At 63.0% G+C, this 25,637-nt stretch carries 25 protein-coding genes, 1 tRNA gene and 3 pseudogenes; 9 read left to right on the top strand and 20 right to left on the bottom strand.

The features are described from left to right. Positions 1-17 precede the first annotated feature (17 nt). Complete coding sequence (locus ACFXS9_RS31445) at positions 18-437, top strand: hypothetical protein (protein WP_392695732.1); 420 nt, start codon at positions 18-20, stop codon at positions 435-437. A gap of 155 nt (positions 438-592) precedes the next feature. On the opposite strand, the gene ACFXS9_RS31440 is transcribed toward ACFXS9_RS31445, so the two are convergent. The 3 genes from ACFXS9_RS31440 to ACFXS9_RS31430 form a co-directional block, all read right to left on the bottom strand. Beyond that, positions 593-1,951, bottom strand: a complete 1,359-nt coding sequence (locus ACFXS9_RS31440; RefSeq protein ID WP_392695729.1) for an AmpG family muropeptide MFS transporter — start codon at positions 1,949-1,951, stop codon at positions 593-595. Positions 1,952-2,055: 104 nt separating this feature from the next. Further along, entirely contained in the window at positions 2,056-3,264 is a 1,209-nt protein-coding gene (locus ACFXS9_RS31435) for a DNA recombination protein RmuC (RefSeq protein ID WP_392695726.1), read from the bottom strand. Positions 3,265-3,314: 50 nt separating this feature from the next. Continuing rightward, positions 3,315-3,452: a hypothetical protein gene (locus ACFXS9_RS31430; RefSeq protein ID WP_392695723.1), complete on the bottom strand. Its 138-nt coding sequence runs from the start codon at positions 3,450-3,452 to the stop codon at positions 3,315-3,317. Between ACFXS9_RS31430 and def the strand changes: the two genes are divergently transcribed. From def to truA, 3 genes are all read left to right on the top strand, one after another. Then, complete coding sequence (def, locus tag ACFXS9_RS31425; protein WP_392695720.1) at positions 3,445-3,972, top strand: peptide deformylase; 528 nt, start codon at positions 3,445-3,447, stop codon at positions 3,970-3,972. The two genes, ACFXS9_RS31430 and def, sit on opposite strands and share 8 nt — an antisense overlap. Before the next feature lie 139 nt (positions 3,973-4,111). After that, on the top strand, positions 4,112-5,044 hold the full coding sequence (gene fmt, locus ACFXS9_RS31420; protein WP_392695717.1) for a methionyl-tRNA formyltransferase: 933 nt from the start codon (positions 4,112-4,114) through the stop codon (positions 5,042-5,044). Positions 5,045-5,195: 151 nt separating this feature from the next. Continuing rightward, a complete protein-coding gene (gene truA / locus ACFXS9_RS31415) occupies positions 5,196-5,933 on the top strand; it encodes a tRNA pseudouridine(38-40) synthase TruA (protein WP_392695714.1) in 738 nt (245 codons plus the stop codon). Positions 5,934-6,040: 107 nt separating this feature from the next. On the opposite strand, the gene dapE is transcribed toward truA, so the two are convergent. From dapE to rpmH, 10 genes are all read right to left on the bottom strand, one after another. After that, complete coding sequence (dapE, locus tag ACFXS9_RS31410) at positions 6,041-7,207, bottom strand: succinyl-diaminopimelate desuccinylase (protein WP_392695711.1); 1,167 nt, start codon at positions 7,205-7,207, stop codon at positions 6,041-6,043. 110 nt (positions 7,208-7,317) lie between these two features. Next, complete coding sequence (gene dapD / locus ACFXS9_RS31405; protein WP_057846067.1) at positions 7,318-8,163, bottom strand: 2,3,4,5-tetrahydropyridine-2,6-dicarboxylate N-succinyltransferase; 846 nt, start codon at positions 8,161-8,163, stop codon at positions 7,318-7,320. 233 nt (positions 8,164-8,396) lie between these two features. Next, positions 8,397-9,095, bottom strand: a complete 699-nt coding sequence (locus ACFXS9_RS31400; RefSeq protein WP_392695708.1) for a pyrimidine 5'-nucleotidase — start codon at positions 9,093-9,095, stop codon at positions 8,397-8,399. A 169-nt stretch (positions 9,096-9,264) separates the two neighbouring features. Next, positions 9,265-10,251, bottom strand: coding sequence for a DUF1036 domain-containing protein (locus tag ACFXS9_RS31395; RefSeq protein WP_392700122.1), 987 nt, complete (start codon positions 10,249-10,251; stop codon positions 9,265-9,267). Between the two features lie 89 nt (positions 10,252-10,340). After that, positions 10,341-11,237 (bottom strand): acetylglutamate kinase, encoded by an 897-nt coding sequence (gene argB / locus ACFXS9_RS31390; protein WP_028347942.1) that lies wholly within the window; start codon positions 11,235-11,237, stop codon positions 10,341-10,343. A 105-nt stretch (positions 11,238-11,342) separates the two neighbouring features. Then, positions 11,343-11,714 carry a DUF423 domain-containing protein gene (locus ACFXS9_RS31385; RefSeq protein ID WP_392695705.1) on the bottom strand — a complete coding sequence of 124 codons (372 nt, stop codon included), beginning with the start codon at positions 11,712-11,714 and terminating at the stop codon, positions 11,343-11,345. Continuing rightward, positions 11,714-12,364: a ribosome biogenesis GTP-binding protein YihA/YsxC gene (yihA, locus tag ACFXS9_RS31380; protein ID WP_392695702.1), complete on the bottom strand. Its 651-nt coding sequence runs from the start codon at positions 12,362-12,364 to the stop codon at positions 11,714-11,716. Before yihA ends, ACFXS9_RS31385 begins: the two co-directional genes overlap by 1 nt. A 151-nt stretch (positions 12,365-12,515) precedes the next feature. Further along, complete coding sequence (yidC, locus tag ACFXS9_RS31375; RefSeq protein WP_392695699.1) at positions 12,516-14,393, bottom strand: membrane protein insertase YidC; 1,878 nt, start codon at positions 14,391-14,393, stop codon at positions 12,516-12,518. A 20-nt stretch (positions 14,394-14,413) separates the two neighbouring features. After that, on the bottom strand, positions 14,414-14,863 hold the full coding sequence (gene rnpA / locus ACFXS9_RS31370) for a ribonuclease P protein component (RefSeq protein WP_392695696.1): 450 nt from the start codon (positions 14,861-14,863) through the stop codon (positions 14,414-14,416). Positions 14,864-14,890: 27 nt separating this feature from the next. Beyond that, entirely contained in the window at positions 14,891-15,025 is a 135-nt protein-coding gene (gene rpmH / locus ACFXS9_RS31365) for a 50S ribosomal protein L34 (RefSeq protein WP_008542748.1), read from the bottom strand. A gap of 360 nt (positions 15,026-15,385) precedes the next feature. On the opposite strand from rpmH, the pseudogene ACFXS9_RS31360 reads away from it, so the two are divergent. Both ACFXS9_RS31360 and ACFXS9_RS31355 read left to right on the top strand, forming a co-directional pair. Beyond that, positions 15,386-16,920 (top strand): annotated as a pseudogene (locus ACFXS9_RS31360) (sensor histidine kinase). Between the two features lie 313 nt (positions 16,921-17,233). After that, positions 17,234-17,310 (top strand) — tRNA-Arg (locus tag ACFXS9_RS31355). A gap of 202 nt (positions 17,311-17,512) precedes the next feature. Here ACFXS9_RS31355 and ACFXS9_RS31350 read toward each other — a convergent pair. Beyond that, on the bottom strand, positions 17,513-18,355 hold the full coding sequence (locus ACFXS9_RS31350) for a helix-turn-helix domain-containing protein (RefSeq protein ID WP_392695680.1): 843 nt from the start codon (positions 18,353-18,355) through the stop codon (positions 17,513-17,515). Positions 18,356-18,440: 85 nt separating this feature from the next. On the opposite strand from ACFXS9_RS31350, the gene ACFXS9_RS31345 reads away from it, so the two are divergent. Continuing rightward, on the top strand, positions 18,441-19,043 hold the full coding sequence (locus ACFXS9_RS31345; RefSeq protein ID WP_392695677.1) for a LysE family translocator: 603 nt from the start codon (positions 18,441-18,443) through the stop codon (positions 19,041-19,043). A 364-nt stretch (positions 19,044-19,407) separates the two neighbouring features. On the opposite strand, the pseudogene ACFXS9_RS31340 reads toward ACFXS9_RS31345, so the two are convergent. Next, positions 19,408-19,596 (bottom strand): annotated as a pseudogene (locus ACFXS9_RS31340) (recombinase family protein); the annotation flags it as partial. An 82-nt stretch (positions 19,597-19,678) separates the two neighbouring features. Between ACFXS9_RS31340 and ACFXS9_RS31335 the strand changes: the two are divergent. Next, entirely contained in the window at positions 19,679-20,134 is a 456-nt protein-coding gene (locus ACFXS9_RS31335; protein ID WP_392700120.1) for a VOC family protein, read from the top strand. Positions 20,135-20,432: 298 nt separating this feature from the next. Beyond that, positions 20,433-20,963 (top strand): dihydrofolate reductase family protein, encoded by a 531-nt coding sequence (locus ACFXS9_RS31330; RefSeq protein WP_392695674.1) that lies wholly within the window; start codon positions 20,433-20,435, stop codon positions 20,961-20,963. A 184-nt stretch (positions 20,964-21,147) separates the two neighbouring features. Here ACFXS9_RS31330 and ACFXS9_RS31325 read toward each other — a convergent pair. From ACFXS9_RS31325 to ACFXS9_RS31305, 5 genes and pseudogenes are all read right to left on the bottom strand, one after another. Beyond that, positions 21,148-21,891: pseudogene (locus ACFXS9_RS31325) on the bottom strand (type III pantothenate kinase); the annotation flags it as partial. Positions 21,892-22,126: 235 nt separating this feature from the next. After that, positions 22,127-22,498 (bottom strand): hypothetical protein, encoded by a 372-nt coding sequence (locus ACFXS9_RS31320; protein ID WP_392695671.1) that lies wholly within the window; start codon positions 22,496-22,498, stop codon positions 22,127-22,129. A 71-nt stretch (positions 22,499-22,569) separates the two neighbouring features. Then, positions 22,570-24,297, bottom strand: a complete 1,728-nt coding sequence (locus ACFXS9_RS31315; RefSeq protein ID WP_392695668.1) for an ATP-dependent Clp protease adaptor ClpS — start codon at positions 24,295-24,297, stop codon at positions 22,570-22,572. A gap of 372 nt (positions 24,298-24,669) precedes the next feature. After that, entirely contained in the window at positions 24,670-24,954 is a 285-nt protein-coding gene (locus ACFXS9_RS31310; protein ID WP_392695665.1) for a GYD domain-containing protein, read from the bottom strand. A 144-nt stretch (positions 24,955-25,098) separates the two neighbouring features. Further along, on the bottom strand, positions 25,099-25,569 hold the full coding sequence (locus tag ACFXS9_RS31305; RefSeq protein WP_392695662.1) for a methyltransferase family protein: 471 nt from the start codon (positions 25,567-25,569) through the stop codon (positions 25,099-25,101). Between the last annotated feature and the right edge of the window lie 68 nt (positions 25,570-25,637).

Genomic DNA, 25,637 nt, shown 5'->3' with positions numbered 1-25,637 from the left:
CAACGGAACTGATCGACATGACGAAACCACGATTCGGCAAGCGCTATTGTTTTGCGGTCCTCATGGCGGCGACCTTGATCGCGCCTTCCGCGTGGGCGCAGCAGACCGAGCCGGCGCCGAAGCCCGGCAAGCCGATCAAAGCCGGCGACGTGTTGTCCGGCGAACTCAACGCCATGAAGGGCGGCAAGAAGCGCGCCGCGACCTACCAGATCACCAGCGAGCCGCGCCGGCTGCCGCCGCCGAACGGGCTCTGCAATCTCGAAACCGGCCCCGAAACGTTCCAGCTCGTCACCAGCAGCGAGGCCCAGACCGCGCAACTGAAGAATTTCATCGGCAAGGAAATCTCGGTCAAGGTCGACGAAGTCGCCTGCGCGCAGGACGCCGGGCAGATCAGCGAAGCCGTGATCACGAAGTGGAGCGTGGTGACCAAGCATTAGATCGACGCGTATTGCATCGATCTTCGTCGTCCCTGCGAACGCAGGGACCCATAATCGCAGGTGCTCGTGGTTAGACCGCGCTGGAGCTCCGGCGCATTTCAACAATGAAGATTCGTGGTTATGGGGTCCCGGCGCAAGGCCGGGACGACAGGAACCTAAACCTTCACCGGCCCCAGCGCCGCAAAATGTCCGCGCCGCTGCAGCCACGCCAGGAAAATCAGGCTCGGCACCGCGACCGCAACCGAGATCACGAAGAACAGCGGCCAGCCCGTCGCCTCCGCCACATAGCCGGCGCCGGAGGACAGATAGGTGCGCCCGACGGCCGCCAGTGCGGTGAGCAGCGCGTATTGGGTCGCCGTGTGCAACGGGTTCCGGCATAGCGCCGAGAGATAGGCGACGAAGATCACGGTGCCGATCGCGCCGGTGAAGTTTTCCGCCGAAATGGCGGCGGCCAGTGCCCATTGATTGGTGCCGACAAAGGCGAGCCACGCAAACACCAGGTTGGAGATCGCCTGCAGCACGCCGCCGATCCAGAGGCTCGCGACCAGCGAATATCGCCGCGCCACATAGCCGCCGGCAAAGCCGCCGATCAGGGTTGCGGCGAGACCGACGCCCTTGACGATGGCGGCGTAGTCGTTGCGGGTGAAGCCGAGGTCGATCACGAACGGCGCGGTCATGGTGCCGGAAAACGCGTCGGTGAGCTTGAACAGCACCACGAAGGCCAGCACCGTCAAGGCATGCTTGCGGACCAGAAATTCGGAGAACGCCCCGATGGCGGCATGCATGACGCGCGAGAATGCAGCCTCGTCGTGGGTCTTGGCCTCGGCGCGCACCGATTGTTCAGGCTCGGTGGCGGCCAGCGCCGTGACGGTCCCGATCAGCACCAGCGCGGCCATCGCAACATAGCCCCACATCCACGCTGAGCTACGCCCGATGCCGGTGTCCTCGAACGCGCTTACGAGGAACAGCACGCCGGCTGTCGAGACCAGCATGCCGATCCGGTAGGCCGCGACGTAGGAGGCCATCCCGGCGGCCTGTTCGCTTTCGGGCAGGCTCTCGACGCGGAATGCGTCGACCACGATGTCCTGCGTCGAGGACATGGTCGCGACCAGAAGTGCGCCGAGCGCCACGAACAGCGGCGAGCGCGCCGGGTCGGTCAGCGCCAGCAGCAGGATCGCGCCGATCAGCAGCAGTTGCGAGAACACCAGCCAGCCGCGGCGGCGGCCGAACGCGCGCGTGAAGATCGGGACATGCAGCGCATCGACCAGTGGCGCCCAAGCAAATTTCAGCGTGTAGGGCGTGCCGACCAGCGCGAACAGTCCGATGGTGCCGAGATCGACTCCGGATTCGCGCATCCACACCAGCAGCGTCGATCCCGACAGCGCCAGCGGCAACCCAGACGAAAAGCCGAGCACCAGCACGATCAGCACGCGCGGCTGCAGGTACACGGCCCAGGCCTCGCGCCAAGTGGGGGCGGGTGTAGCTGCGGGGGATGTGGTTTCCGGTGCGGTCATGGAGGGGTGTTAGCAGATTCTGCAACTAAAAGACTGTCATCGCCCGGCGCACATCAAGCCGGGCGATGACAGCTTGATATGTGGCCATAGCGGGGCAACGGCCGCTACTCCCCAGCCTGCAGCTTGCGCGGGGCGGGGAACAGCTCGGGCGTGCTGTTCTTGACGAAACGCGGCACTTCCACCGGCGCATCGGTCTTGCTGAAATCGAGTTCCTCGATCCGCCCGGCGCGCTTTTCGATCTTGTCGGCGGAGATCAGGATCTGCCGCACGTCCTCGTTCACGTCGCCAAAATGCTTTTGGAGCTTCAGCACGCGGTCGCGGAGGCGGCCCAGATCGTCGCCGAGATTGAGCACTTCGGTGCGGATCTGGTCGGCGGCATCGCGCATGCGCGCGTCTTTCAGGATCTGTTGCATCACCTGGATCGCCAGCATCAATAGCGAGGGCGACACCAGCACGACGCGGGCGCGGTAGGCTTTTTGGATCACGTCGTCAAAGCCATCGTGGATTTCGGCATAGACCGATTCCGACGGCACGAACATCAGCGCCGTATCCTGGGTCTCGCCGGCGATCAGGTACTTCTCGGCGATATCATTGACGTGTTTCATCACGTCGTTGCGCAGGCGCTGCGTGGCGAATTTTCGTTCCTCGTCGCTGCGCGCGTCGTGCAGCGCGGTCATCGCCTCCAGCGGAAACTTGGCGTCGATGCAGAGCGGGCGTTGGTCGGGCAGGAACACCACGCAGTCCGGCCGCTTGCCTGATGAGAGCGTGTACTGGAACTCGTAAGAGCCCTGCGGCATGCCGTCCTGCACGATCGCTTCCATCCGCGCTTGGCCGAAGGCGCCGCGCGACTGCTTGTTGGCGAGCACGTCGCGCAGGGTCGTCACCTGCGAGGTCAGGTCGGTGAGGTTCTTGTGCGCGTTGTCGATGATGCCGAGCCGCTCATGCAGCACGCGCAAGCTATCCATGGTGTGGCGCGTGGTCGCTTCCATCGACTGTCCGACGCGATGGGTGACCGAGTCCAGCCGCTCGTTGACCGCGCGCGCCATCTCGGCCTGGCGGCCGGCCAGCGCCTGCGCCATGGCGTCGACCCGCCCCGTCGATTCGCTCTGCGCCCGCAGCATCTCGCTCAGCCGCTCTTCCAGCTCGTCGGCGCGGATCGCCTGCGCCATTGCCAGTTCCGCGCCGCGGCGGCCGGAGCGGGCGATGACGATGGCAATCGTCAGCAGCAGCACCAATGCGAGCGCGCCGAAGCCCGCAAGCGCCTCGCCGACGTGAATCGGCAGGTCGCCGACGATGAAGAGAATTTCGTTCATGTCAGCCTTGTAGCCCGATTCGCCGCTCGAAGCGAACGAAGAGGGAACATCTATGGTAATGCTGGATCAATTTTTGTGGTTAACGCCGCCTTAAAAATCATGGTTAAGGCCGCCTTAACGGTCGCCGCGGCGGATTGACCCCGGCAGGTCAGCGGCTTAAATCCGCGCCAGAGAAAAATCATGGCCATCAGAGAAATCATCATCCTGCCGGACAAGCAGTTGCGGCTCGTCTCCAAACCTGTCGAAAAGGTGACGACGGAGATCCGCAAGCTCGCCGACGACATGTTCGAAACCATGTACGACGCGCCCGGCATCGGTCTGGCCGCGATCCAGGTCGCGCAACCTTTGCGATTGATCACCATGGATCTCGCCAAGAAGGACGAGAACGGCGAGACCAAGCCGAAGCCGCGGGTGTTCATCAACCCGGAAATCCTCTCCTCGTCCGAGGAAATGTCGGTCTACGAGGAGGGCTGCCTTTCGATCCCCGAATATTACGAGGAGGTCGAACGTCCCGCGCGGGTTCGCATCCGCTACACCGATCTCGACGGCAAGGTGCATGAGGAGGACGCCGATGGCCTGTTCGCCACCTGCATCCAGCATGAGATCGACCACCTCAACGGCGTGCTGTTCGTGGACTATCTGTCGAAGCTGAAGCGCGACCGCGTGATGAAGAAGTTTACCAAGGCTGCCAAGCGCGCGGCTGGGTGAATTGCATTTCTCTCAGCCGTCATGCCCGGGCTTGTCCCGGGCATCACGCCTTTCTTTCTGGCTGCACTAAAGACGTGGATGGCCGGGACAAGCCCGGCCATGACGAGTAAAATAAATCGTTCCCGGGAATCTCCACCTCATGCCACTCCGCCTGATCTTCATGGGCACGCCCGATTTCGCAGTGCCGACGCTGCTGGAACTCGCGGCCCACGGCCATGAGGTTGTGGCGGTCTATACCCGTGCGCCAAAGCCGGCCGGGCGCGGCATGAAACTGCAGCCGACCCCGGTCGAGCAGGAAGCGCGGCGGCTTGGGATTCCCGTGTTGACGCCCACAACGCTGAAGACGCCGGAAGCGCTTGCCGAATTCCGCGCGCACAATGCCGACGCCGCCGTCGTCGTCGCCTACGGCATGATCCTGCCGCAGGCCATCCTCGACGCGCCGCGCTACGGCTGCTTCAACCTGCACGCTTCGCTGCTGCCGCGCTGGCGCGGTGCCGCCCCGATCAATCGCGCCATCATGGCAGGTGATGCCGAGACCGGCGTGATGGTGATGAAGATGGATGTTGGCCTCGACACCGGCGACGTCGCGATGGCCGAGCGGCTCGCGATCACGGACTTGATGACGGCCGCCGATCTGCACGACGCACTGGCGCCGCTCGGGGCCGACCTGATGGTGCGCGCCATGGGCGGGCTCGAGCGCGGCGGGTTACAGCTCAAGAAACAGAGCGAAGACGGCGTGACCTACGCCGCCAAGATCGACAAGGCCGAGGCGCGGATCGACTGGAAGCGACCGGCGCGCGAGGTGCTGCGGCATATTCACGGACTGTCGCCGTTTCCGGGCGCCTGGTGCGAGTTGGCTACCGACGGCGAGCCGGCGCGGATCAAGATTCTGCGCTGTGAGTTGGCGAAAGGTTCAGGTGCGCCCGGCGAGGTGCTCGACGATGGTTTGACGATCGCCTGTGGTGACGGCGCGATCCGCATTCTGGAACTGCAACGCGAAGGCAAGGCGCGGATGAAGGCCGCAGATTTCCTGCGCGGTACGCCGCTGAAGGCTGGTGCGCGCTTCTCTTAACACTGTCATACCCCGCGAAGGCGGGGTATCCAGTACGTCGCGGCCTCTGAGAATGAATATGGACTTCACGGCGTACTGGATCGTCCGCCTGAGCCTGTCATCCGGCCGGCCGAAGGCCGGACCGGTTGGCGGACGATGACATCGAGTAAACATGCCCCGCTACAAACTCATCATCGAATACGACGGCACGCCGTTCTCCGGCTGGCAGATCCAGGATAACGCGCCGACCGTGCAGGGCGCGCTGGAAACTGCGGTGAAGGCGATCTGCAGCGAGGACGTGCGCGTCCATGGCTCGGGCCGCACCGATGCCGGGGTCCATGCACTGGCGCAGGTCGCGCATTGCGATATCCAAAAGCCGTTTCCGCTGGGCCGCCTGCGCGATGGGTTGAACGCGCATTTGCGTCCGCATCCGATCGGTGTGCTCTCGGCGGAGATCGTGGCCGACGATTTCGAGGCACGTTTCTCGGCCAAGAGACGCCACTACCGCTACCGGATCACCAACCACCGCGCCAATCTCGCACTCGATATCAAGCGGAGCTGGCGGGTGCCGCGGCATCTCGATACGGATGCGATGGACGCCGCAGCCAAGAGGCTGCTCGGCAAGCACGATTTCACGACGTTTCGCGACACCGAGTGCCAGGCGAAATCACCGGAGAAGACGCTGGACCAGCTCGACGTGATCAGGGAAGGCGATCAGGTTTCGATCCTCACTTCCGCTCGCTCGTTCCTGCACAGCCAGGTGCGCTCGATGGTGGGCTCACTGGTCTGGGTCGGCGAAGGCCGCTGGAGCGCCGATGACCTCGCCGCCGCTTTAGCCGCCCGCAACCGCGCCGCCTGCGGCCCGGTGGCGCCCCCGGAGGGGCTGTATCTGGTGCGGGTGGAGTATTAGCTGACGCTGACGATGTAGGATGGGTGGAGCGAAGCGATACCCATCGTGTTGGCGGCGAGATGATGGGTATCGCTGCGCTCCACCCATCCTACCATTCTGCGCGGAAGCTACCCAAAATATCGCTCCAACACCCCGCGATAGATCTTCGTCAGCTTCTGCAGATCCGATACCGGCGTGCGTTCGTCGATCTGGTGCATGGTCTGGCCGACGAGGCCGAACTCGATCACCGGGCAGTAGCTCGAAATGAAACGCGCGTCCGAGGTGCCGCCGGAAGTCGAGAGCTCCGGCTTGCGTCCGGTGACCTCCTCGATCGCGCTTACCGCGAGATCGGTGAACGCGCCCGGCTTCGTCACGAACACGTTGGAGTTGGAATATTCCCACACGATGCGGGCGCGGATGCGGTTGCCGCAGGCCTTTGCCAGCCGCTCCTCTACCAGCGCGCGCAAGCTTTCCTGCGTGTGGTTGTCATTGTAGCGGATGTTGAATTTTGCACGCGCCTGTCCGGGGATGACGTTACCAGCGCTATTGCCGACATCGACGGAAGTGAACTCGAGGTTGGACGCCTGAAACTGCGCGCTGCCATGGTCGAGCGGCTCGTCGGAGAGCGCTACGATCAGCCGCGAAATATCAGGCACCGGGTTCGACGCGCGGTGCGGATAGGCGACATGGCCCTGCACGCCCTCGACATAGAGCGTGCCGGACTGCGAGCCGCGGCGGCCGATCTTGATGCAGTCGCCCAGCACTTCGACGTTGGAAGGTTCGCCGAGCACGCAATGATCGAATTTTTCGCCGCGCTCGGCGCACCACTTCAGAAGCTTGATGGTGCCGTTGACGGAAATGTCCTCTTCGTCACCGGTGATCAAAAACGAGATCGAACCCCGGCCATCTTTTTGCGGCTTGCCGCCGTGGTCGGCGAGATATTGCAGCACGGCTGCGACGCTGCAGGCGATGCCGCCCTTCATATCGACCGCGCCGCGGCCATAGAGAAAGCCGTCCTTGACCTCGCCCGAGAACGCGCCGAGCGTCCACGCGGCCTCATCGCCGGGTGGCACCACGTCAGTATGGCCGGCAAAGGTGATGTGCGGCGCCTCGGTGCCGATCCGAGCGTAAAGGTTGTCGATATCGGCGGTGCCTGTCTCGCCGAAGGTCAGGCGATGCACCTCGAAACCGGCGTCTTTCAGGAGACGTTCGAGCACGCCGAGCGCACCGGCATCGGCAGGGGTGACAGAGGGGCAGCGGACGAGGTCGCGGGTAATGGTAACGGCGTCATTCATACCCCCGCTTAACACGCCAAACCCGCGGCGGGCCAGCCTTGTAACTCCGGGCGGCGGCAAAGCCCGCGGCGCGGTCGTTGGTCGCCCTGGGACGACTTCAGGTTCGAGCCCTAGTCCCGCAGCAATTCGTTGATGCTGGTCTTGGCGCGGGTGCGCTCGTCGACGCGCTTGACGATCACGGCGCAGGCCGTCGATGGGCCGGGTTGGCCGTTCTTCAGGGGTTTGCCGGGCAGGGCGCCGGGAACTACGACTGAGTATTCCGGCACTTCGCCAATGAAGGTTTCGCCGGTCTCGCGGTCGACGATCTTGGTGGAAGCGCCGAGGAACACGCCCATTGCCAGCACCGCGCCCTTGCGCACGATCACGCCTTCGGCGACTTCCGAGCGCGCGCCGATGAAGCAATCGTCCTCGACGATCACAGGCTCGGCCTGCAGCGGCTCCAGCACGCCGCCGATGCCGACGCCGCCGGAAATATGCACGCGCTTGCCGATCTGCGCGCAGGAACCGACCGTCGACCAGGTGTCGATCATGGTCGCCTCATCGACATAGGCCCCGAGATTGACGAAGGAGGGCATCAGCACGACGTTGCGGGCGATGAACGCCGAGCGGCGCACGATCGCGCCGGGCACGGCGCGGAAACCGGCATCGCGAAAACGGTTCTCGCCCCAGCCTTCGAACTTCGACGGCACCTTGTCCCACCAGGACGCCTTGCCGGGGCCGCCGGGAATCTGGCCCATGTCGTTGAGGCGGAACGACAGCAGCACGGCTTTCTTCAGCCACTGATTGACCTTCCACTTGCCCGAGGCCTCGCGCTCGGCCACCCGCGCTTCGCCCTTGTCGAGCAGTTCAAGCGCGTGATCGACGGCCTCGCGAACCTCGCCCTTGGTCGCCGTCGAAATGCCGTCGCGGGCATCGAAGGCGGAATTGACGGTGGATTCGAGCGCGGACAGGGACATCGGGATTCCTCAGGGGATTGGGCAAAGTCGGTGGACTTTTTCGGGATTTGAGAGGTGAGAGTCAAGGCAGGATGTCGTCCCTGCGACCGCTCCCCTCCCTCGTCGTCCCTGCGAACGCAGGGACCTATAACCATAGGCACCGGTTGTTGAACGGGATGTCTGCCAGAGTGCCTCTTACCAGCGGCCGCGGCGTATGGGTGCCTGCGTTCGCAGGGACGACGGAGAGAGTGGATCTACTTTCCACTCAACGTCTGCAAAAACCCCGTCAAATCATCCGTGACATGATCGACGTAAGCTGCATCGCGGCCTTCCAGCTCCCAGTCCTCGCGCACCACTTCCTTGGCGCCGTCAGGCACCACCAGCACCGTGGTCATGCCGAGCTGATGCGGCACCACGAGGTTGCGGGCGAGGTCCTCGAACATCGCCGACCTCAGGGGATCGACGCCGTGGACGCGCAGGAACCTGTCGTAGGTCTGCGGCGCCGGCTTCGGCTCCAGCTCGGCGGCGATGATATCGAACACCGCCTCGAAATGCTCGCCGATGCCGAGTCGTGCCAACACCGCACCGGCATGGTCGGTCGAGCCGTTGGTCAGGATCAGCTTGCGCCCCGGAAGTTTTGCGATCGCAGCCCCCATCGCCGGGTTCGGCTCCAGCGGCGAATGATCGATCTGGTGCACATAGGCCAGATAGTCGTCGGCGCGCACGCCGTGCTCGGTCATCATGCCGCGCATGCTGGTGCCGTAACGGCGGTAATAGTCCTTCTGGATGACGCGGGCTTCTTCCGCGGAGATCTTCAAGTAAGCGCTGATGAACTCGCCGATCCGCGCGTCGACCTGCTGCCAAAGATTGACGTGGTGCGGGTACAGCGTGTTGTCGAGATCGAACACCCAGGTGTCGATGTGGCTGAAGGAGCGGGGAGAGTTGGTTTTCATTTGCCGTCTCAACCCGTCGTCCCTGCGAAAGCAGGGGCCCATAAGCCGCGGCGATCATTGATGAGCACAGTGCGCATTGCCTCTGTTCGTTGGTAGCATAGTAGCCAAAACTCGGTTCGGTGGTTATGGGTCCCTGCGTTCGCAGGGACGACGATGGAATTGTGTCCCATCACGGGATCGCAAATCGCAGCGTCTTGCCGCCGCTACTCATATCGACCGGCGCAAAGCCGATTGCGGCAAGCCCGCGCGTTCCGCAATCGCCCTGTTCGGATATCTCGAACTTGCTTTCGCGCGTGCAGAGCTGTTTCGGGCCGCCCCAGCTCAACGGCTTGTCCCGGTACTTGATGGCGCGGTTTTCGCCGTCGACGGCTTCGGCAAAACTGTAGACCTGTTTGGGCTGGCCGATCACATCGGGATGCAGGCACTTGCCGGGATCGATGCGGTACCAGCCGCGGCTGGTCACCGCCTTGCCGTCGTCGGTGGCGACCGCCGCCATGATCTTGTGCGGCGTGTCGTTGCACCAGGTCAGCCCTGTGGAGGAGGGCTTTTGCACGGCGTCGATCATGGTGGCGAAGAAGTTTTGCGACTGCACGATTTCGGCCGCCAGTCCGCGGCTCTTCAGAAAGGCGCTCAGGGCGGCTTGCGTCTTCGGCCCGTCGACGCCGTCGATCGGCGCGGCGTCATAGCCCGCGATCACCAGGAGCCGCTGGATGCCAGCGAGCCGCGCCTGCTCGTCGTCATACTCGGAATCTTCGGCCAGATAGGCGACAAGGGTGCCGTCGTCGGTCCGCGTCGGCGTGATCTGGGTGAACGGCGCCGGCGTCTGGTTGCCGCGGCACTGGCGGGCGGCGGCGATGACGAAATTGTCCGGCGCGATGCACAGCGTGTCGTTGCCGTTCTGCGGGATCGGCGAGGCGCCGTAGACGCCGAGCGCACGCGCGTTCAACAGGATGCGGTCGGCCGTCAGCGCGCCCTGCAGCACCACCCGGCAGGCCGCCGGATCGATCCGGAACCAGCCGCGCGTCGCGGTCGCCGATTTCTCGTCGATGCCGATCGCGGCCTCGACGACGTAGCTCATGCGGTTGCAGAGCTTCAAGTCGGCAAACGCGGGCAGCGCGGAAACGAACAGCGAGATCATTGCGATCGGCAGCGACATCAGGAAGCGTGCAAAGCGCGGCCGTCGCGATGCCCTCCGCTCGTCATGCTTGGCCATGACGGCCCGTATGCGCGTCGCCGCTTTGCTCATCACTTGTGGATCAGCGTGCCGGTGCCTTGATTGGTGAACAACTCGAGCAACACGGCGTGCCGCATCTTGCCGTCGATGATGACGACGCCCTGCACACCCTGTTCCAGCGCGTAGATGCAGGTCTCGACCTTCGGAATCATGCCGCCGGAAATCGTGCCGTCGGCGATGAGCTTTCGCGCGTCCTTCACCGATAATTCCGGAATCAGCTTCTTCGACTTGTCGAGCACGCCGGGAACGTCGGTCAACAGCAATAGCCGCTTGGCCTTGAGCGCGCCGGCCACTGCGCCGGCAAACGTGTCGGCGTTGATGTTGAGGGTGTGGCCGTCATGCGAGGTCGCCAGCGGCGCCAGCACCGGGATCAGTTCATAGCCGATCAATTGGTTCAACAGCGTGAGATCGACCTTGTCGGGATCGCCGACGAAGCCGAGATCGATCGCCTTCTCGATGTTGGAATCCGGATCGACCATGGTGCGCGAGGTCTTGGTGGCCTTCACCATGTTGCCGTCCTTGCCGGACAGACCGACGGCCTTGCCGCCGGCTTCGTTGATGTAGCCGACGAGTTGCTTGTTCACCGAGCCCGCCAGCACCATCTCGACGATCTCAATCGTGGCGGCATCGGTGATGCGCAGTCCGGCGGCAAATTCCGATTGGATGCCGAGCCGCTTGAGCATGGTCGCGATCTGCGGCCCGCCGCCATGCACCACCACAGGATTGATCGCGGTCTGCTCCAGAAGCACGATGTCGCGCGCAAACGCCTTGGCGGTTTCCTCCGCGCCCATGGCGTGGCCGCCATATTTGATGACGATGGTTTCCTCGTCATATTGCTGCATATGCGGGAGCGCTTCCGACAGGATGCGGGCCTGATCGAGCGGGCTGATATCTTGCGCTGATGTCATGAAAGCGGGTCTCGCCATTTTCGGATGTCGGGCCGGGTTCTATCCGATTGGCGGGCAGGGCGCAAAGTGGGTTGTTCCCTTCTCCCCTTGTGGGAGAAGGAGGAGTCAGCCCTGCCGCGGCCACGCCGCCGAAACCGCCAGCGCCAGCCAGCTTGCGATCAGCAGTGTCCCCCCAGTGGGCGCGGCCATCGCAAACAGCCCATGCCCGGCATAGTGCCGCAGCGTCAAATCGCCGGCGAACAGGCCGGCTGCGAGAACAAAGCCGAAAGCGGCCGCGATGCCGATTTTCGCGTGAACGATCCCGCGCTCGGCCAACGCGACGGCGCCTAATACCGCGCTGGCGTGAAACAATAGCATCGACGACGCCGACACCAGCCGCGACGCATCCGCGCCGTGGGCGGAGGCTGCCGCAAGCATGACACCGTCAGCGCCCATGATGGCAGCGAGCACGATCAGGATGCGGCCGGCGCGGTTCATCAGCCACGCTCCTTCAACAGGCGCACCATCGCAGCGCGCAATTCCGGCATGCCGGCGCTGGTGCGCGAGGAGGTCACCAATACATCCGGAAACGCCGCCGGATGCTTGGCGAGCGCGGCCGTGGTTTCGGCGATGTTCTTTTGCAGCTCAGCGGGCTTCACTTGATCCGTTTTCGTCAGCACCACCTGGTAGCTCACGGCGGATTTATCCAGCGTCTTCAGCACGTCCTGGTCGACATCCTTGATGCCGTGGCGCGCGTCGATCAGCACATAGACCCGCGCCAACGTGGCGCGTCCTAACAGGAACTGATGAATCAGCTTGGTCCAGGAGGCGACCTTGGTTTTCGGCGCCGAGGCATAGCCATAACCGGGCATGTCGACCAGCCGCAGCCCGGCCTTGTCAGGCCCTTCGAAGAAAATCAGTTCCTGGGTGCGGCCCGGCGTATGCGAGGTGCGAGCCAGCGCGTTGCGCCCCGTGAGCGCGTTGATGAGACTCGATTTGCCGACATTGGAGCGGCCGGCAAACGCCACTTCCATGCCCGCCATCGGCGGCAGTGTTTCGATCGAGGGCGAGGCCCAGACGAACTTCCATTCGCCGGCGAAGAGTTTTCGTCCCTCTTCGATCAGCCCCGCATCGGTTTCGGCGGTCATGCGAAGGTCCCAGATCCATCGTCATGGCCGGGCTTGTCCCGGCCATCCACGTCTTCCTCTATCACCAATACCGTAAAGACGTGGATGCCCGGCACAAGACCGGGCATGACGGGGTTGGAGGGTGCTTGCACTGCTAACAGTGCGGCAGCTTTTACGTCTTCTCGACGGCCTTCTTCGGAACGAACGTCGCCTTGATGTTGTCGAACAGCTCTACCTTCACGCCGTTCTTGCGCATGATGTAGCCCTGCTGGATCACCGAGAGCAGGTTGTTCCAGGCCCAGTAGATCACGAGACCCGCCGGGAAGCCCGCCAGCATGAAGGTGAAGATCAGCGGCATCCAGTCGAAGATCATCTTCTGGGTCGGATCCGGCGGCGTGGGATTCAGCTTCATCTGAATCCACATCGTGATGCCCATGATGATCGGCCAGACGCCGAGCGCGAGGTAAAATCCGATCACCGGTATATGCGTCGGATCGAAAGGCAGCAGACCGAAGAGATTGAACAGGTTGGTCGGGTCGGGCGCAGAGAGATCCTTGATCCAGCCATAGAACGGCGCGTGGCGCATTTCGATGGTGACGAACAGCACCTTGTAGAGCGAGAAGAACACCGGGATCTGCAGCGCGATGGGAAGACAACCGGCGACCGGGTTGATCTTCTCCTTGCGGTAGATCTCCATCATCTCCTGCTGCTGCTTCTGGCGGTCGTCGGGATAGCGCTCTTTCAGTGCCTGCAGTTGCGGCTGCACCGACTTCATCTTCGCCATCGAGGCGTAGGATTTGTTGGCGAGCGGGAAGAACACCAGTTTGATCAGCACCGTCACCAGCAGGATGGAGACGCCGAAATTGCCGACCAGATGGAAGAAATAGTCGAGCAGCAGGAACATCGGCTTGGTGATGAAATAGAACCAGCCCCAGTCGATCAGCAGATCGAAATGGTTCAGCCCGAGTTCCTTGTTGTAGCCGCCATGGCCGGCCAACGGAAAGTTGATGCCGACGACGCCGGCTTCTTTGGCGCCGGCGAATAGGCGCGCATTGGCGCTGCCGGTGCCGCCGATCGCAATGGTCTGCGGATCCTGCAGGTAGTCGGCCTGATAACGAACCTTGGCGCCGGGTTCGGCAAGGAAGCGAGCCTTGAGGCGCGCCGACGTGTCAGGCAACAGCGCCGCGGCCCAATACTTGTCGGTGATGCCGAGCCAGCCATTCGTCACATTAAACTCGAAGCCGCGCGCGCCATTGCCCAGAACAGGCGCCTCGGCGACGCCCTTGTAGCCGTGTTCCTGCAGGCCCTTGTCGCCGAGATAGCCGATCAGGCCTTCGTGCAGGATGTAGTAGCCCGAGACCTCAGGCGTGCCGTGGCGCGAGATCAGTGCGAACGGATAGAGCGTGACCGGCGCGCTGCCGACGTTGGTAACGTCATCCTTGATGGTGAATAGATAGCGGTCGTCGATCGCAATGGTGCGGCGGAAGGTGAGGCCCTCGCCATTGTCCCATTTCAGCGTCACCGGTCTGTCGGGCGTCAGGCTGCCGGAACCCTCCTGCTGCCACACCGTCTCGCGGTCGGGAAGCCGAGCCGTCGAGCCCGAGGCGGCGACCCAGCCGAACTCAGCGTAATAGGGATGCGCCGTGTTCGATGGCGAGAACAGCACGATCGCGGGCGATTTCGGATCGACGGTGTCGCGGAATTTCTCCAGCGAGAGATCGTCGACGCGCCCGCCCTTCAGCGAGATGCTGCCGGAAAGCCGCGGCGTTTCGATCTTGATGCGCGGCGTTGCGGCGATCGCGGCGTCGCGGCTGACGATGGGCTGAACCGCGCCCGGCTGGCCGGCGGGCGTCGTCGCGGATGGGGTCGATCCCGGTTGCGGCGTGGTCGATCCCGGCGCCGGCTGCGGCGCGGATTTGTTCAGCTCGGCCTGGGTCTGGGTTTGCGCGCGCTGCCGCTCCATCTGCGGCATATTGTAGAAATACTGCCAGGCGATCAGCACGAGGCCGGACAGAATGACGGCGAGGATGGTGTTGCGGTTGTCGGTCATCGTTTTTGAGGTCTCGCCATTCAATTCGGGTTTCGGGCCCTTTCGGTTCCGACTGACGTCGCAACCGAGGCCCTCAGTTTTCGTTTTGACGCGTTTTCTTCACGCGAACCGGAATCCACTTCGCTCGAAAACGCTTTGCCCGTCGGCTGCCGGTCGAGGCGATGCAGTGCCGAGCGGAGATCGTCGAGCATGGTTGCGAAGTCGCGGGTGAGCGCGGCGCGACGGCCTACCAGCACATAATCATGGTGCGGTCGCATTGATATGACGTCCAGCCGCTTCACCAGTTCGCGAAGCCTGCGCCGGATGCGATTGCGCTCGGTAGCAGTACCGTTCTTTTTGGTAACGGTGAAGCCGATTCGGATCGGGCCGTCATCGTCGCGGGCCCGGCCCTGCACCACGAAGGCAGCGCTGTTGGCCCGCGTGCCATTGGCAACGGCGAGAAAGTCCGCCCGCTGCCTCAGCCGATCCATGAATGAAATCTCCGGAAAGGATCCGGCTCAGGCGCTCAGACGCTTGCGGCCGCGCGCACGGCGAGCGGCGAGAACCTTGCGGCCGCCGGCGGTGGCGAGACGGGCGCGGAAGCCGTGACGGCGCTTGCGCACCAGTTTGCTGGGTTGATAAGTCCGCTTCACGGGTAGTTCTCCGCTGACCGGGCAATTTGCCTGTTGGATTGAGATACGTCCGATGATGCGGGCCGGCCCGAAAACGGGCCATTTACGGCCCAAAGCGAGCCGCCCCCGGTGAAACCGGGCCATCGCGGACAATTGGCGCGGCTTATACGGGAGCGACCTGTTTTCGTCAATGTCGGGGGTTGCGGCATCAGCCGTTCTTTGAAACGTCGCAATTGGGGCGAATATATCTGTTTTCGTGGGGTTTTCAGGGGCAAGACGGCGACGCGCCCGGACCATCGGAACCACAGGACATTAGCGATCGGTAATTTGACCGTTCGGTGGCCCAAACGCATCCTCGGAATCACAGGAACGCGAACTTATATGGGCCGGGCGGCCGGGGTTCGGCGGGCTCCGAAAGCAGAGATATCAAGGCGGATAATCGTGTCAGCGACCGACCAGCCGACTCTTCAAGCGCCGCGGCCTTCGGGCCCGCGGCGGCTCGGCCTGTCCGGCAAGCTCCTGCTGCTCACCATCCCGCTCGTGATGATCGCGCTCCTGATGATCTATGTGCCTTCGATCGCGAATTTCTGGACCAACCGGCTGAACGACCGCCTCGCCGCGGCCAATACAGCCGCCTTGGTGCTGGACGCCGCGCCGCTCGGCATGGTCCCGGATTCGCTGGCCCGGCAGATCTGACCAGCGTCGGCGCGCGGGCGGTCGCCATCAAGATGGGGCAGCAGCGTCGGCTGCTCGCCAGCGCCGACCTGCCGCCGGCGATCGACCGTGACATCGACATGCGGACGCTCACGGTGTGGTCCGCGATCGTCGAGTCCTTTGAGACCATGCTGGAGCGAGGCAACCAGACCATCCGCGTGGTGGGGCCCGCGCCCGGCGGCGCGCAATTCATCGAGGTCGTCATCGACGAAAGGCCGTTGCGGCTGGCGATGTACCGCTTTTCCAGCAACCTGCTGTTGGTCTCGCTGGGGATCGCGATGCTGGCCGCGGGGCTGGTTTACCTCGCGCTGCATTATCTGTTTGTCCGCCCGATGCGGCGGCTGACCGCCAATCTCGTCGGCTTCCACGAAAACCCCGAAAGCGCGGCGCGCATCATCGTGCCGAGCCAGCGCGGCGACGAGATCGGCGTTGTCGAGCGCGAACTGTCGGACATGCAGCGCGACCTCGTCTCGATGCTCTCCCAGAAGAGCCGGCTTGCCGCGCTCGGGCTTGCCGTGTCGAAGATCAACCATGATCTGCGCAATCTTCTGGCGTCCTCGCAATTGCTTTCGGATCAATTGGCCAGCGTGCCCGATCCACGGGTGCAGCGCTTTGCGCCGAAACTGATGCGCTCGCTGGAGCGCGCCATCGACTTCTGCCAGTCGACGCTGTCCTATGGCCGCGTCCAGGAGGCCGAGCCCGACCGCCGCTTGATCCAGGTCGAACCCGTGGTCACCGAGGTGCGCGAATCCGCGGGCCTTGCCGCCGACGCCTCGATCACCTGGATCAACGCCATCGAGCGCGGGCTTTCCATTGACGCCGATCCCGACCAGCTCTTTCGCGTGCTGCTCAACCTGGTGCGCAACGCGGTGCAGGCGCTCGACAGCCGCCCCAAGGGCGACGCCGCGACCTTGCAGATCCGCATCACCGGCCGCCGCGAAGGCTCGGTCGCGATCATCGAGGTTTCCGATACCGGTCCGGGCGTGCCGGCAAAGGCGCGCGAGCACCTGTTCGAGGCGTTCCAGACCTCCGGCCGCCCCGGCGGCAGCGGGCTGGGCCTGGCGATCGCAGCCGAGCTGGTCCGCGCCCATGGCGGCGACATTCACCTGGTCGAGGGCACCATTGGCGCCACCTTCCGCGTCTCGATTCCCGACCGCCCAGTGGAACTGCAGAGCGTCCGCAACGAGCGGGCGCGTGCGTAAGCAGTTAATCCTCCACGTTATTCCGGAGCGATGCCACCGGGTCCGCGCGAACGCGCGGCCCGATGACAGGCTCCGCATTGAACCGAAATCCAGAAGTCGTGGCACGAGATTCCCCGATGTGCGGGCACATCCGAGGTTTGCGCTGTGATGCGCCCGGAATGACGGAAATACTGCCCGGAATTGGCCCCCCGATCGCATTTCCCCACCTTGCCAAGCGAAGCCGGAGCGGGTAGCTAAAGCGCTCTTTCGCGATGGTCCGAGGTCTTTGTCGGACGCATCCGGGCCTCTTAAAGCCCAAATGCCAAGCGAAAACGCGCCCGTAGCTCAGCTGGATAGAGCACCAGACTACGAATCTGGGGGTCAGGAGTTCGAATCTCTTCGGGCGCGCCATCATTTCAATCACTTAGCCGCACGCCGCAGACTTGAAAGAGAAATTAGTCTGCGATTTTGTCTGCGGATCGGGCCGCAGGTGACGCCATGCCTTTCCGATGTGACGAGGCCTGATCGCGCGTTCCCAAGGTCTGTTTGTGGGCCCTAAGCGGACGCACTTGTGTCAGACCTTGAGTTGTCGAATCTTTTTCGACCTTTCGTGTTATAGGCCGCCGCTTGTTGAAAGCGCTACAGTGCGCGTGGCTCGGACACCCTCCCGCGCCCAGTCGTGCATCAGCTTCTGCGTCGCGGCATCCATCGGGAAAAAACTTTCGATCCTAATCTCGGCTGCAGTGACATCCTGCGGCGTCCCGAGCGTGGCGATGGTTGTGAAGAGTGTGATCTCTTTGCCGTCCTTGTGGAAATGCATGGGCAGCACCGGGCCTGCATCGCCGCCCGCGCTCTCTTGCCGTAGCGCCGCGCGGACCCCGCGATAGCCGAGCAGTCGCTTGAGGAGCGCCGCGGTTTCCGGCCAGCCGTCCACCGCCGCGTCGGCTTCGATCGAGCGGATGAAGTGGCGGACAACCTCCGGCCAGTTCCGCAGATGCGGCTTCAGGCCATCGGGCCCGACGAGAGCGTCGGCGAGGTTCACTGCCGCGCCCGGCGCTGTCGGTCCGGTCAGAAACTCGACGAGCCGTGCCGCACCGTCATTGCTCCGCAGGAGGTTCCAGTGACGGTCCACGACGACTGCCGGATAGGGCTCTTGCTGCTTCAAGATATAGTCGAGCGCGCTTGTGACCGCGGACATGTCAGGCGCCGCGAGGTCGCGCTCGTGCCACTCAGGTGCGAAGCCGGCCGCAAGGAGGAGTTCGTTGTGCTGCCGCAATGGCACGCCGAGCGCAATGGCAAGACGATCCACCATCTCGCGGCTCGGCCGAGACCGGCCAAGCTCGAGAAAGCTAATGTGCCGCTGCGAAATGCCGGCCTGGCCGGCGAGCGCGAGCTGCGATAGCCCCCGCCGCTCCCGCCAGGCACGCAGATGATCGGCGAACGACTCGCTGCTCACCGTGAATACCTCTGAGGTAGTTGGTCCCAGTCACGCTGCGTGCACTATGCCACAGGTGCGCTAACAAGTGGAGCAGCAGGGCGTAATGGTCGAGGGATTCCTTTTTTGGCCGCTCGTTCTCTTCTCGTCGGCGATGTCGTTCACGCCCGGCCCCAATGTCATTATGGTCACTTCGACCGCCGCGAACTTCGGTTACCGGCGCGCGATACCCCACATCCTCGGCATCACATTCGGTTTCGGTGTGATGATTGTCGTTCTTGGTGCCGGTATCGCGGGCGCGATGCTCGCCGAGCCGCGCATCCATGCCGTGCTCAAATACGCTGGCGCTGCATACCTTCTCTACCTCGCATGGCGCATCGCCCGCTCGCGCGGATCGGCGGATGGCTCGACGCGCGATCGCCCCATCGGTTTTGTCGAGGCGGCGCTGTTCCAGTGGGTCAATCCCAAGGGCTGGATGTCGGCGCTTGGAGCGCTCGCGGCCTTCACCACGGCAGCGGGCAACCCCGTGGTCGAAACCACGCTGATCCTCCTCGTCCTCGACGGCGCGGTGTTCCTCTCGGTCGCGCTCTGGGCGGCGTTCGGCGTTGCGGTCGGACGCTTCCTCGTCAATCCATCGGTTCGTCGCGTCTTCAACTGGTCGATGGCGGGGCTGCTCGTTCTGTCGCTTATCCCGGTGCTCATTGACTAAGGCTCCACCGGTCGCCGTGGGGCCGCACTCGGAGCGAGAGAAAGTAGTGCGACGGCCGCTCATGGCGCGAAGGAGACGATCTTGGAGACTGCGAACGGCAGCAGCCGCCGATTCTACGCGAGCAGCGGCAACAAGTGTCCGGAGCAGTTCGGTTTTCGAATCTCGCTCGGACTGATGACCTCAACGCGCTGGGCCACGGCGCGCAAATGGTCCCGCCGGTATGTTCCATCCTCGTTTCGCAACTTGCGGCGCGCGCTCAGCGCGAACCGGCGGAGGCTCTCTGGCGTGATGGCTGGTCCAACACGTTCTAACGCCGCGGCGGCGCGTTCGGCATCCGCATGAGCCTGGTCGCGGATAGCGGACAGTGCTTTGCGTTCTCCCTCGACTGATACTTATCAAACAGGGTCATGATCTGCCGCATCATCACGCTCATCGGATCGTCGCCGAGGTCCTGCGTGATTGAAATCAGACGGACGCCATTCTTTGCCAGCTTGCGGACGTAGAACTCGAACTGATCGCGGAAGAAGCGCGAGAATGGATGGACGACTATGAGCGTGCCCGAAGCTCTTCACGTCGTGGATGGCGTAGTGCTACCGTCCAGCAGCTACACCACCACCAGGGACACGACCGAAATCATGACTAAAAGCAAATTGCTACGAATGGACAACGTCGGCATCGTGGTGGAATCTCTCGATGATGCCATCTCTTTTTTCACCGAGCTTGGCCTGACGCTTGAGGGGCGAGCCATGGTTGAAGGAGAATGGGCCGGACGCGTCACTGGACTGGGTAATCAGCGCGTCGAGATCGCCATGATGGTCACTCCCGACGGCCACAGCCGCCTCGAGCTCTCGCGTTTTCTCACCCCGTCTGTAGTCGCCGATCACCGGAACGCCCCGGTGAACGCGCTCGGCTACCTGCGTGCTATGTTCACTGTGAGCGACATCGACGAAACACTCACCAGGCTCCGTAAGCACGGTGCGCAGCTCGTCGGCGAAGTGGTTCAGTACGAGGACTTGTATCGGCTCTGCTACATCCGCGGCCCCGAAGGACTTCTCATCGGACTGGCAGAACCACTCGGTAGTAATCGGTAACGGTTCAGGGAGAACCCCGCCCGCATCAGTTTCGGTTCAAAGGCACGAACGCCCGGCACCGCCGCCTCTACGCCAGAGGCGGCGGTTAACGTTCGCAGCAGCTCGCTCCGCAGCCCACGAACGCGAACCTCTTTCCGGCTCACGACTTGCACCGCTGCGCGACAGCGCGCACTTGATCGCGGGCGAACGTGCCGTCGCCGTTCCCAATTGCGATTTAAAATCAGTCAATCTAGCTTACAACCGATTGCATACCGCAATCAGAACCGCGTGGATGTGCCGCGTGAGGAAGGAATTGGGTATGGCTAAGCTCGTGTTCGGAATGAACCAGTCCCTCGACGGCTACGTCGACCATATGGCGTTCGCGCCAAGCCCTACGCTCTTCCGCCACTTCATCGAGGAGGCTCAGCGGCAGGCAGGTAGTGTGTACGGTCGCCAAATGTATGAGATCATGCGCTACTGGGACGACGATCATCCTGAGTGGGGTGCAGAGGAACACGCCTTCGCGGCGGCGTGGCGGAGCCAGCCGAAATGGGTCGTCTCGCGCTCGTTGAAGTCGGTCGGCCCCAACGCCACGCTTGTTGGGGATGATCTCGAGGGCGCGATTCGTGAGCTGAAGGCCGAGCGCGACGGGGAGATCGAAGTTGCTGGCCCGGACTTGGCGCGAAGCCTCACCGAACTTGGCCTGATCGATGAGTATCGGATCTACCTGCACCCTGTCGTGCTCGGCCACGGCAGGCCATATTTCGCCGGACCCCGGCCGCCGCTCCGCCTTGTGACTAATGATCGGATTGGCGAGGATGTGATCAGGTTGACCTACGTTCCTGCTTAATCTCGCGACTCGCCGGATGGAAATCGCAGCGATCTGCGCTCGCTAGCGGCGCTAGCGAAGTAGGAACGGCAGATTGTATTCGTCGTGTCTATCCGGCGTAGCGCGCCATTTCGGAATACGCGATTGCAGCCAAATCGGCCGCTCCTTCGATTGAGCCCGTTAAGTTCTCGAATTGAGTGCATTGTCACCGTGATCCCGTACTACGCCGGTATATCTCCAGCAGACCGCGAATCGTCAGGTCGGGATCGAAGTGATCTATCGCCTTGGTGGCGTCGTGGAACAACGATGCGACACCGCCGGTGGCGACGACCGTCATTGCTTCGTTCCGCTCAGCCTTAATGCGAGCAATCATTCCTTCGATGAGCGCAACGTGACCCCAGAAAATACCGGACTGCATGGCGCTAACTGTGTCATCGCCTACCACCCGTCGTGGCTTTTGCAGCGCAATTCTGGGAAGCTTCGCGGCGGCTGCATGCAGGGCCTCCATCGACAGGTGGACGCCTGGCGCGATCACACCTCCCTCGAAGCCGCCATCACTTCCGATCACGTCCAGCGTGATGGCGGTCCCGCTATCGACAATGATCAATGGCCCGGAATAGAGCTTGAGCGCGCCCAGCGCATTGACCAGACGGTCCGATCCGACCTCCGAGGGCTTCTTGGTCCGCACCTCGATGCCCAGCTCGGTATTCTCACCAACGATCAACGGCTCGGCGTGCAAGTAGCGACGCGACAGGTTTCGCAGGTTGAAGATTGACTGCGGCACTACGCTCGATATCACACAGGCATTCAAAAGGCTGAGCTCAAGTTTGTGCATCGCCATGAGCTGCGACAGCCACACGGCGTATTCATCGGCTGTACGGCTAGGCTCGGTAGCCGATCGCCATTGGGCGATCCAATGGTCGCCGTCGTGAACCGCGAACAGGCTGTTGGTGTTTCCTGCTCAATAGCTAAAAGCATTGATCAAGTCCTGCGTTACAGCGTCACATTATCTGGGCGCGGCGCCACGGGGAAGCAATAGTGCGCATCTTCATCGGCGGTGGCGCGCCATTTATCAACTGCATCGCGCAAATATCTTGACCTGCTAGAGGCTGCCGCTGTGCACGTGCTCGATGGACGGAGCACCTATCAACTAACTCTGACGTGCAAAGGGTGCCTCAGGCGCTTCAATGGCCTTCGCGCTCGGCGTCGCCTTGAACCGCGTCTTCCGCTTGTGCGGCGACCAGTGCCGGCGCGCCGCGGGATCGAATGACGATTCCGATGACGTCGACATCGACCTTCAGCAGATCGAGCTCTCGCGTCATCTCGCGCAGTTCCTGGCCCTTGCGCGCGATTTCCTCGGAAACGTCGATAGCCATGTTGCGCTCGGTGACCCCGCCCGGGCTGCCGACGAACATTTTGGCTCTGAGCCACTCCAGCCGCGCCCGCTGCGTGTCGCGCGCGAACTTCTTTTCGACGAACTGTCGCCGTGCCTCTACATAGGCCGTCAGCAATTCGACGTCGGACATTTTGTACAGGGCGTCGGCTGAAACGCTCATAGCCGCTGGCTCAGACGATCGGGTTCATGGCATGTAGCAGGTCAAAACCTATTCTACCAAGCCAAGTCCGATCAAGAGCCTGCCATTTCCTGCGCCCCGCCGAGCAGGGTGACGTTGAGTCTGCCGCCAGTGAACAACATGTCGTCCAGCGCTTCGCTGATGTCGCCGGATTCGACCGTCGAACCGTCATCCCGAAAAATGCTCGCTTGCGCGATACGCCGCATCAATTCCTTGATGAACGCGGCGCTGACGCCCTTCGTGCGGTTCACGGTCTCATCAATGATGGTCTGGTCCATCGGCAGCTCCTTGCCATAGAGCTGAACAAGCTTGCTGCGGCCGATGCCGTCGGGCAGCGGCACTTCGATCGCCTGGTCGATGCGTCCGGGCCGGCCGGCCAGCGCGCCTTCAAGCTGCTCCGGCCGGTTGGTGGTGAGGACGAACAGGATGTCGGAGTCCTCCTTCAGCCCGTCCATTTCGTTGAGCAGCTTGTTGAGCAGCGGCTCTTCACACGATCCCATCTCTTCGCGATCGCGGGCTATGAGGTCGACGTCCTCGATCACTACCATCGTTGGCTGCAACAGGCGCGCCAGCTTCATATAGACGCCGAGCAACCCCACCTGCTCGGCCGTGATGATCAACGTCGTATGTCCGGGCAAATTGGTCGCGAGGTAACGGATCGTGTGCGTCTTGCCGGTGCCCGGCGGGCCGTAAAGCAGGATGCCCTTGCGGGTCGATTGGCCCAGCTTGCGAAGCGCCGCGCGATTGCCGACAAAGCCCATGACGTTGCGATCGAGCAGCTTCAGCGTCTGTTCGGGCAAGATGACTTCATCACGTCCGACTGCCGGCAGCCGGTGCACCATGACCCCGCGCGACCGTCCGCGATAGTCGGATCCACCTTCGAGCGAAAGGATCTTGCCGCGATAGGAACGCGCGGCGTGCACCGCCTCTTCAAGCTCGGCGAACGAACGTTGCACCAGTGCGTCGCCGGCGGCGCCGGTCGGCACGGCGATCTCGATACGTATCGCAGCCTCATGCTGGTATTCACGATGAAACGATAGCAGCACGGCGTAGCGGAGCTCGCCGGCTCTGCACAGCCACAGTCCGTTATGCAGGCATTTCACCGGCTGCGCTTCACCGATCTCGACGTCGTGGTACTGCGCCGGCGCAAGCGCGGGAGCGTTCCGGCCCTGCTTCATCAGGGCCGCAAATGCCAGCGTCTCATAGCGATACTCCTCGTGAATGCCGAAGAAGTGCAGCGGCGAGGCGAGCAACTGGTCGACCGCGACCTGGACGTCGGCGAGCATGTGGCCGGGAAACTGCCGCGCTCTCGTCACCAACTGGTTTCGCGGGATTCCGGCAAAGTGCCAGTCAAGCGCGAGCCAGGCGTGTTTGAACTCGTCTCCAGGCACGGCCTCCGATGCGAGCCTGACGGCAAGCAGGCAGCCGTTGCAGAGGCACGCTGTCCTGCCGGCGAGCAGGATTTCACTGCCAGTCGCCGGTGCTCCGCAAAGATCGCATGCGCCTTGCGTGGCCGCGGTTTCGCTGGTGATCAGCAAACCATGACCGGCGGCGCTGATGCTTTGCCGTGCCGAATCCAGCAGCGCCTTAGCGACCGGGCCGGGGTAGGGGCCGCAGGCCACCTTCTCTTCGTTCTCGATCAGCGCGGTGAATGCGATCGCTTCCCGTTCGGACTTGCCGAAGACGTTGCGAAGGAGCTGCCGGACGAATTCGACGGGCGTATCGTCGTCATTATGAATGAAGAGCGTGATCGACCCGGCGTCGGTGCAAATGTCATGCATGGAAAGAAGCGACCTCGTACACGATGTCCAAAGAACAAAAAGAGAACATAGATGGCGCGCCGCGTCAAGCGGTCAGAGAACCGCCACTTCCAACCTGGGGGAATAGCATTGATCTTCTCGCCAAGCTCCTGCTCGGCCCGCTCCAGATCGTAGCGCTTCTGCAGATTGAGCCACAGGTCCGGACCAAGCCGTACCACCGCAGTAATCGCTGCGTAGCGGCTTGCGGCATCCTTCATCGAGCCTGGCGCGCCGGCTTTCGATCACTCCGGGGTAAGCGCGGCACCCGCGCCCGCGAACAATGCCACACCCTGCTCGCCCAAGCGAAGCGGGCACGGGTGGTTCGCAGGAAAGCCGTGAGCCACGCTCCGGGGCTTAGCCCGCTGCGTCCTTGATCGCGGCTTCGAAGGTCTTGGCGTCGAAAGCCGGCATGCTTTGGATCCGCCCCAGACCTTGGGCCGCGTACCAGACGGAGAACGCGAGCATCGCTCCCTCATTCGGGGCGTCGACGATGTCGACGAAATCGTAGTAGCCCTGCGTGTAGTGGATCGACTCGACCTTGATGCCTAGCTTGTCGAGTTTTGTCTTGGCCTTGCTGACCCGCTCCGATTGCTTGCTTGCCCATTCCGGGCTCAGATTACCAAGCAGCACATATTTCATGGCCACCTCCATGAGAGGTTGATCATTTTGCGCGAAGGACCACGCAAATATACGCCTTCCCACGACCCATGCCCATGCCGTTTTGCGGAGCGGGAACGGCGAGGCGCGGGTTCCCCCGGGGGCGCTGGTCCTGGCCGACAAGCCCTATAGCCAGCGCCGGACCCGCGCGCAGTAGCGGCGATAGACGTCCCCGAACTTGCGCTCGAGGTAGGCTTCCTCGCGGGCGATCACACCGTAGCGGATGACAAGCGCGAAGGGCACCAGCGTCATCAACAGCCAGAGGCTGTTGAAGGCAATGGCCAGGCCGATGAGCCCCAGCGCCATGCCGAGATAAATAGGATTTCGCGTGAAGCGGTAGGGGCCGGCCTCCACGATGGTGGTGGTCGGCAGGTTGGTGGGCACGTTCGAGCCGGCCCGGGTGATGGTAGAGATCGCCCACGCGACCAGCGCCAGCGCGAGGGCAAACACCGTCGCGCCCTGCCAGCCTGCAGGTAGCGCGGCCGGCAAGAACGGCAAGGGCATGAGCCAGTTGAGCGCGAGCCCGGCAAGCACCGCGAGCGCCCACGCGATTGGCGGCCGGACAATGACGCCAGCGGTATCTGGTATGTCAGCCATAACGGACCGGTGAAAACAGCGTTTGATCTGGCTGAAGGCTATTTGCAAGCATAGCACAAAATCGCAGG

Origin of the sequence: Bradyrhizobium sp. RDI18, assembly GCF_043203335.1 — a bacterium.
GTDB classification, from domain to species: Bacteria; Pseudomonadota; Alphaproteobacteria; order Rhizobiales; family Xanthobacteraceae; genus Bradyrhizobium; species Bradyrhizobium retamae.
The sequence above is the reverse complement of the archived record's forward strand: the minus strand, read 5'-3'. Positions and strand labels throughout refer to the sequence as shown.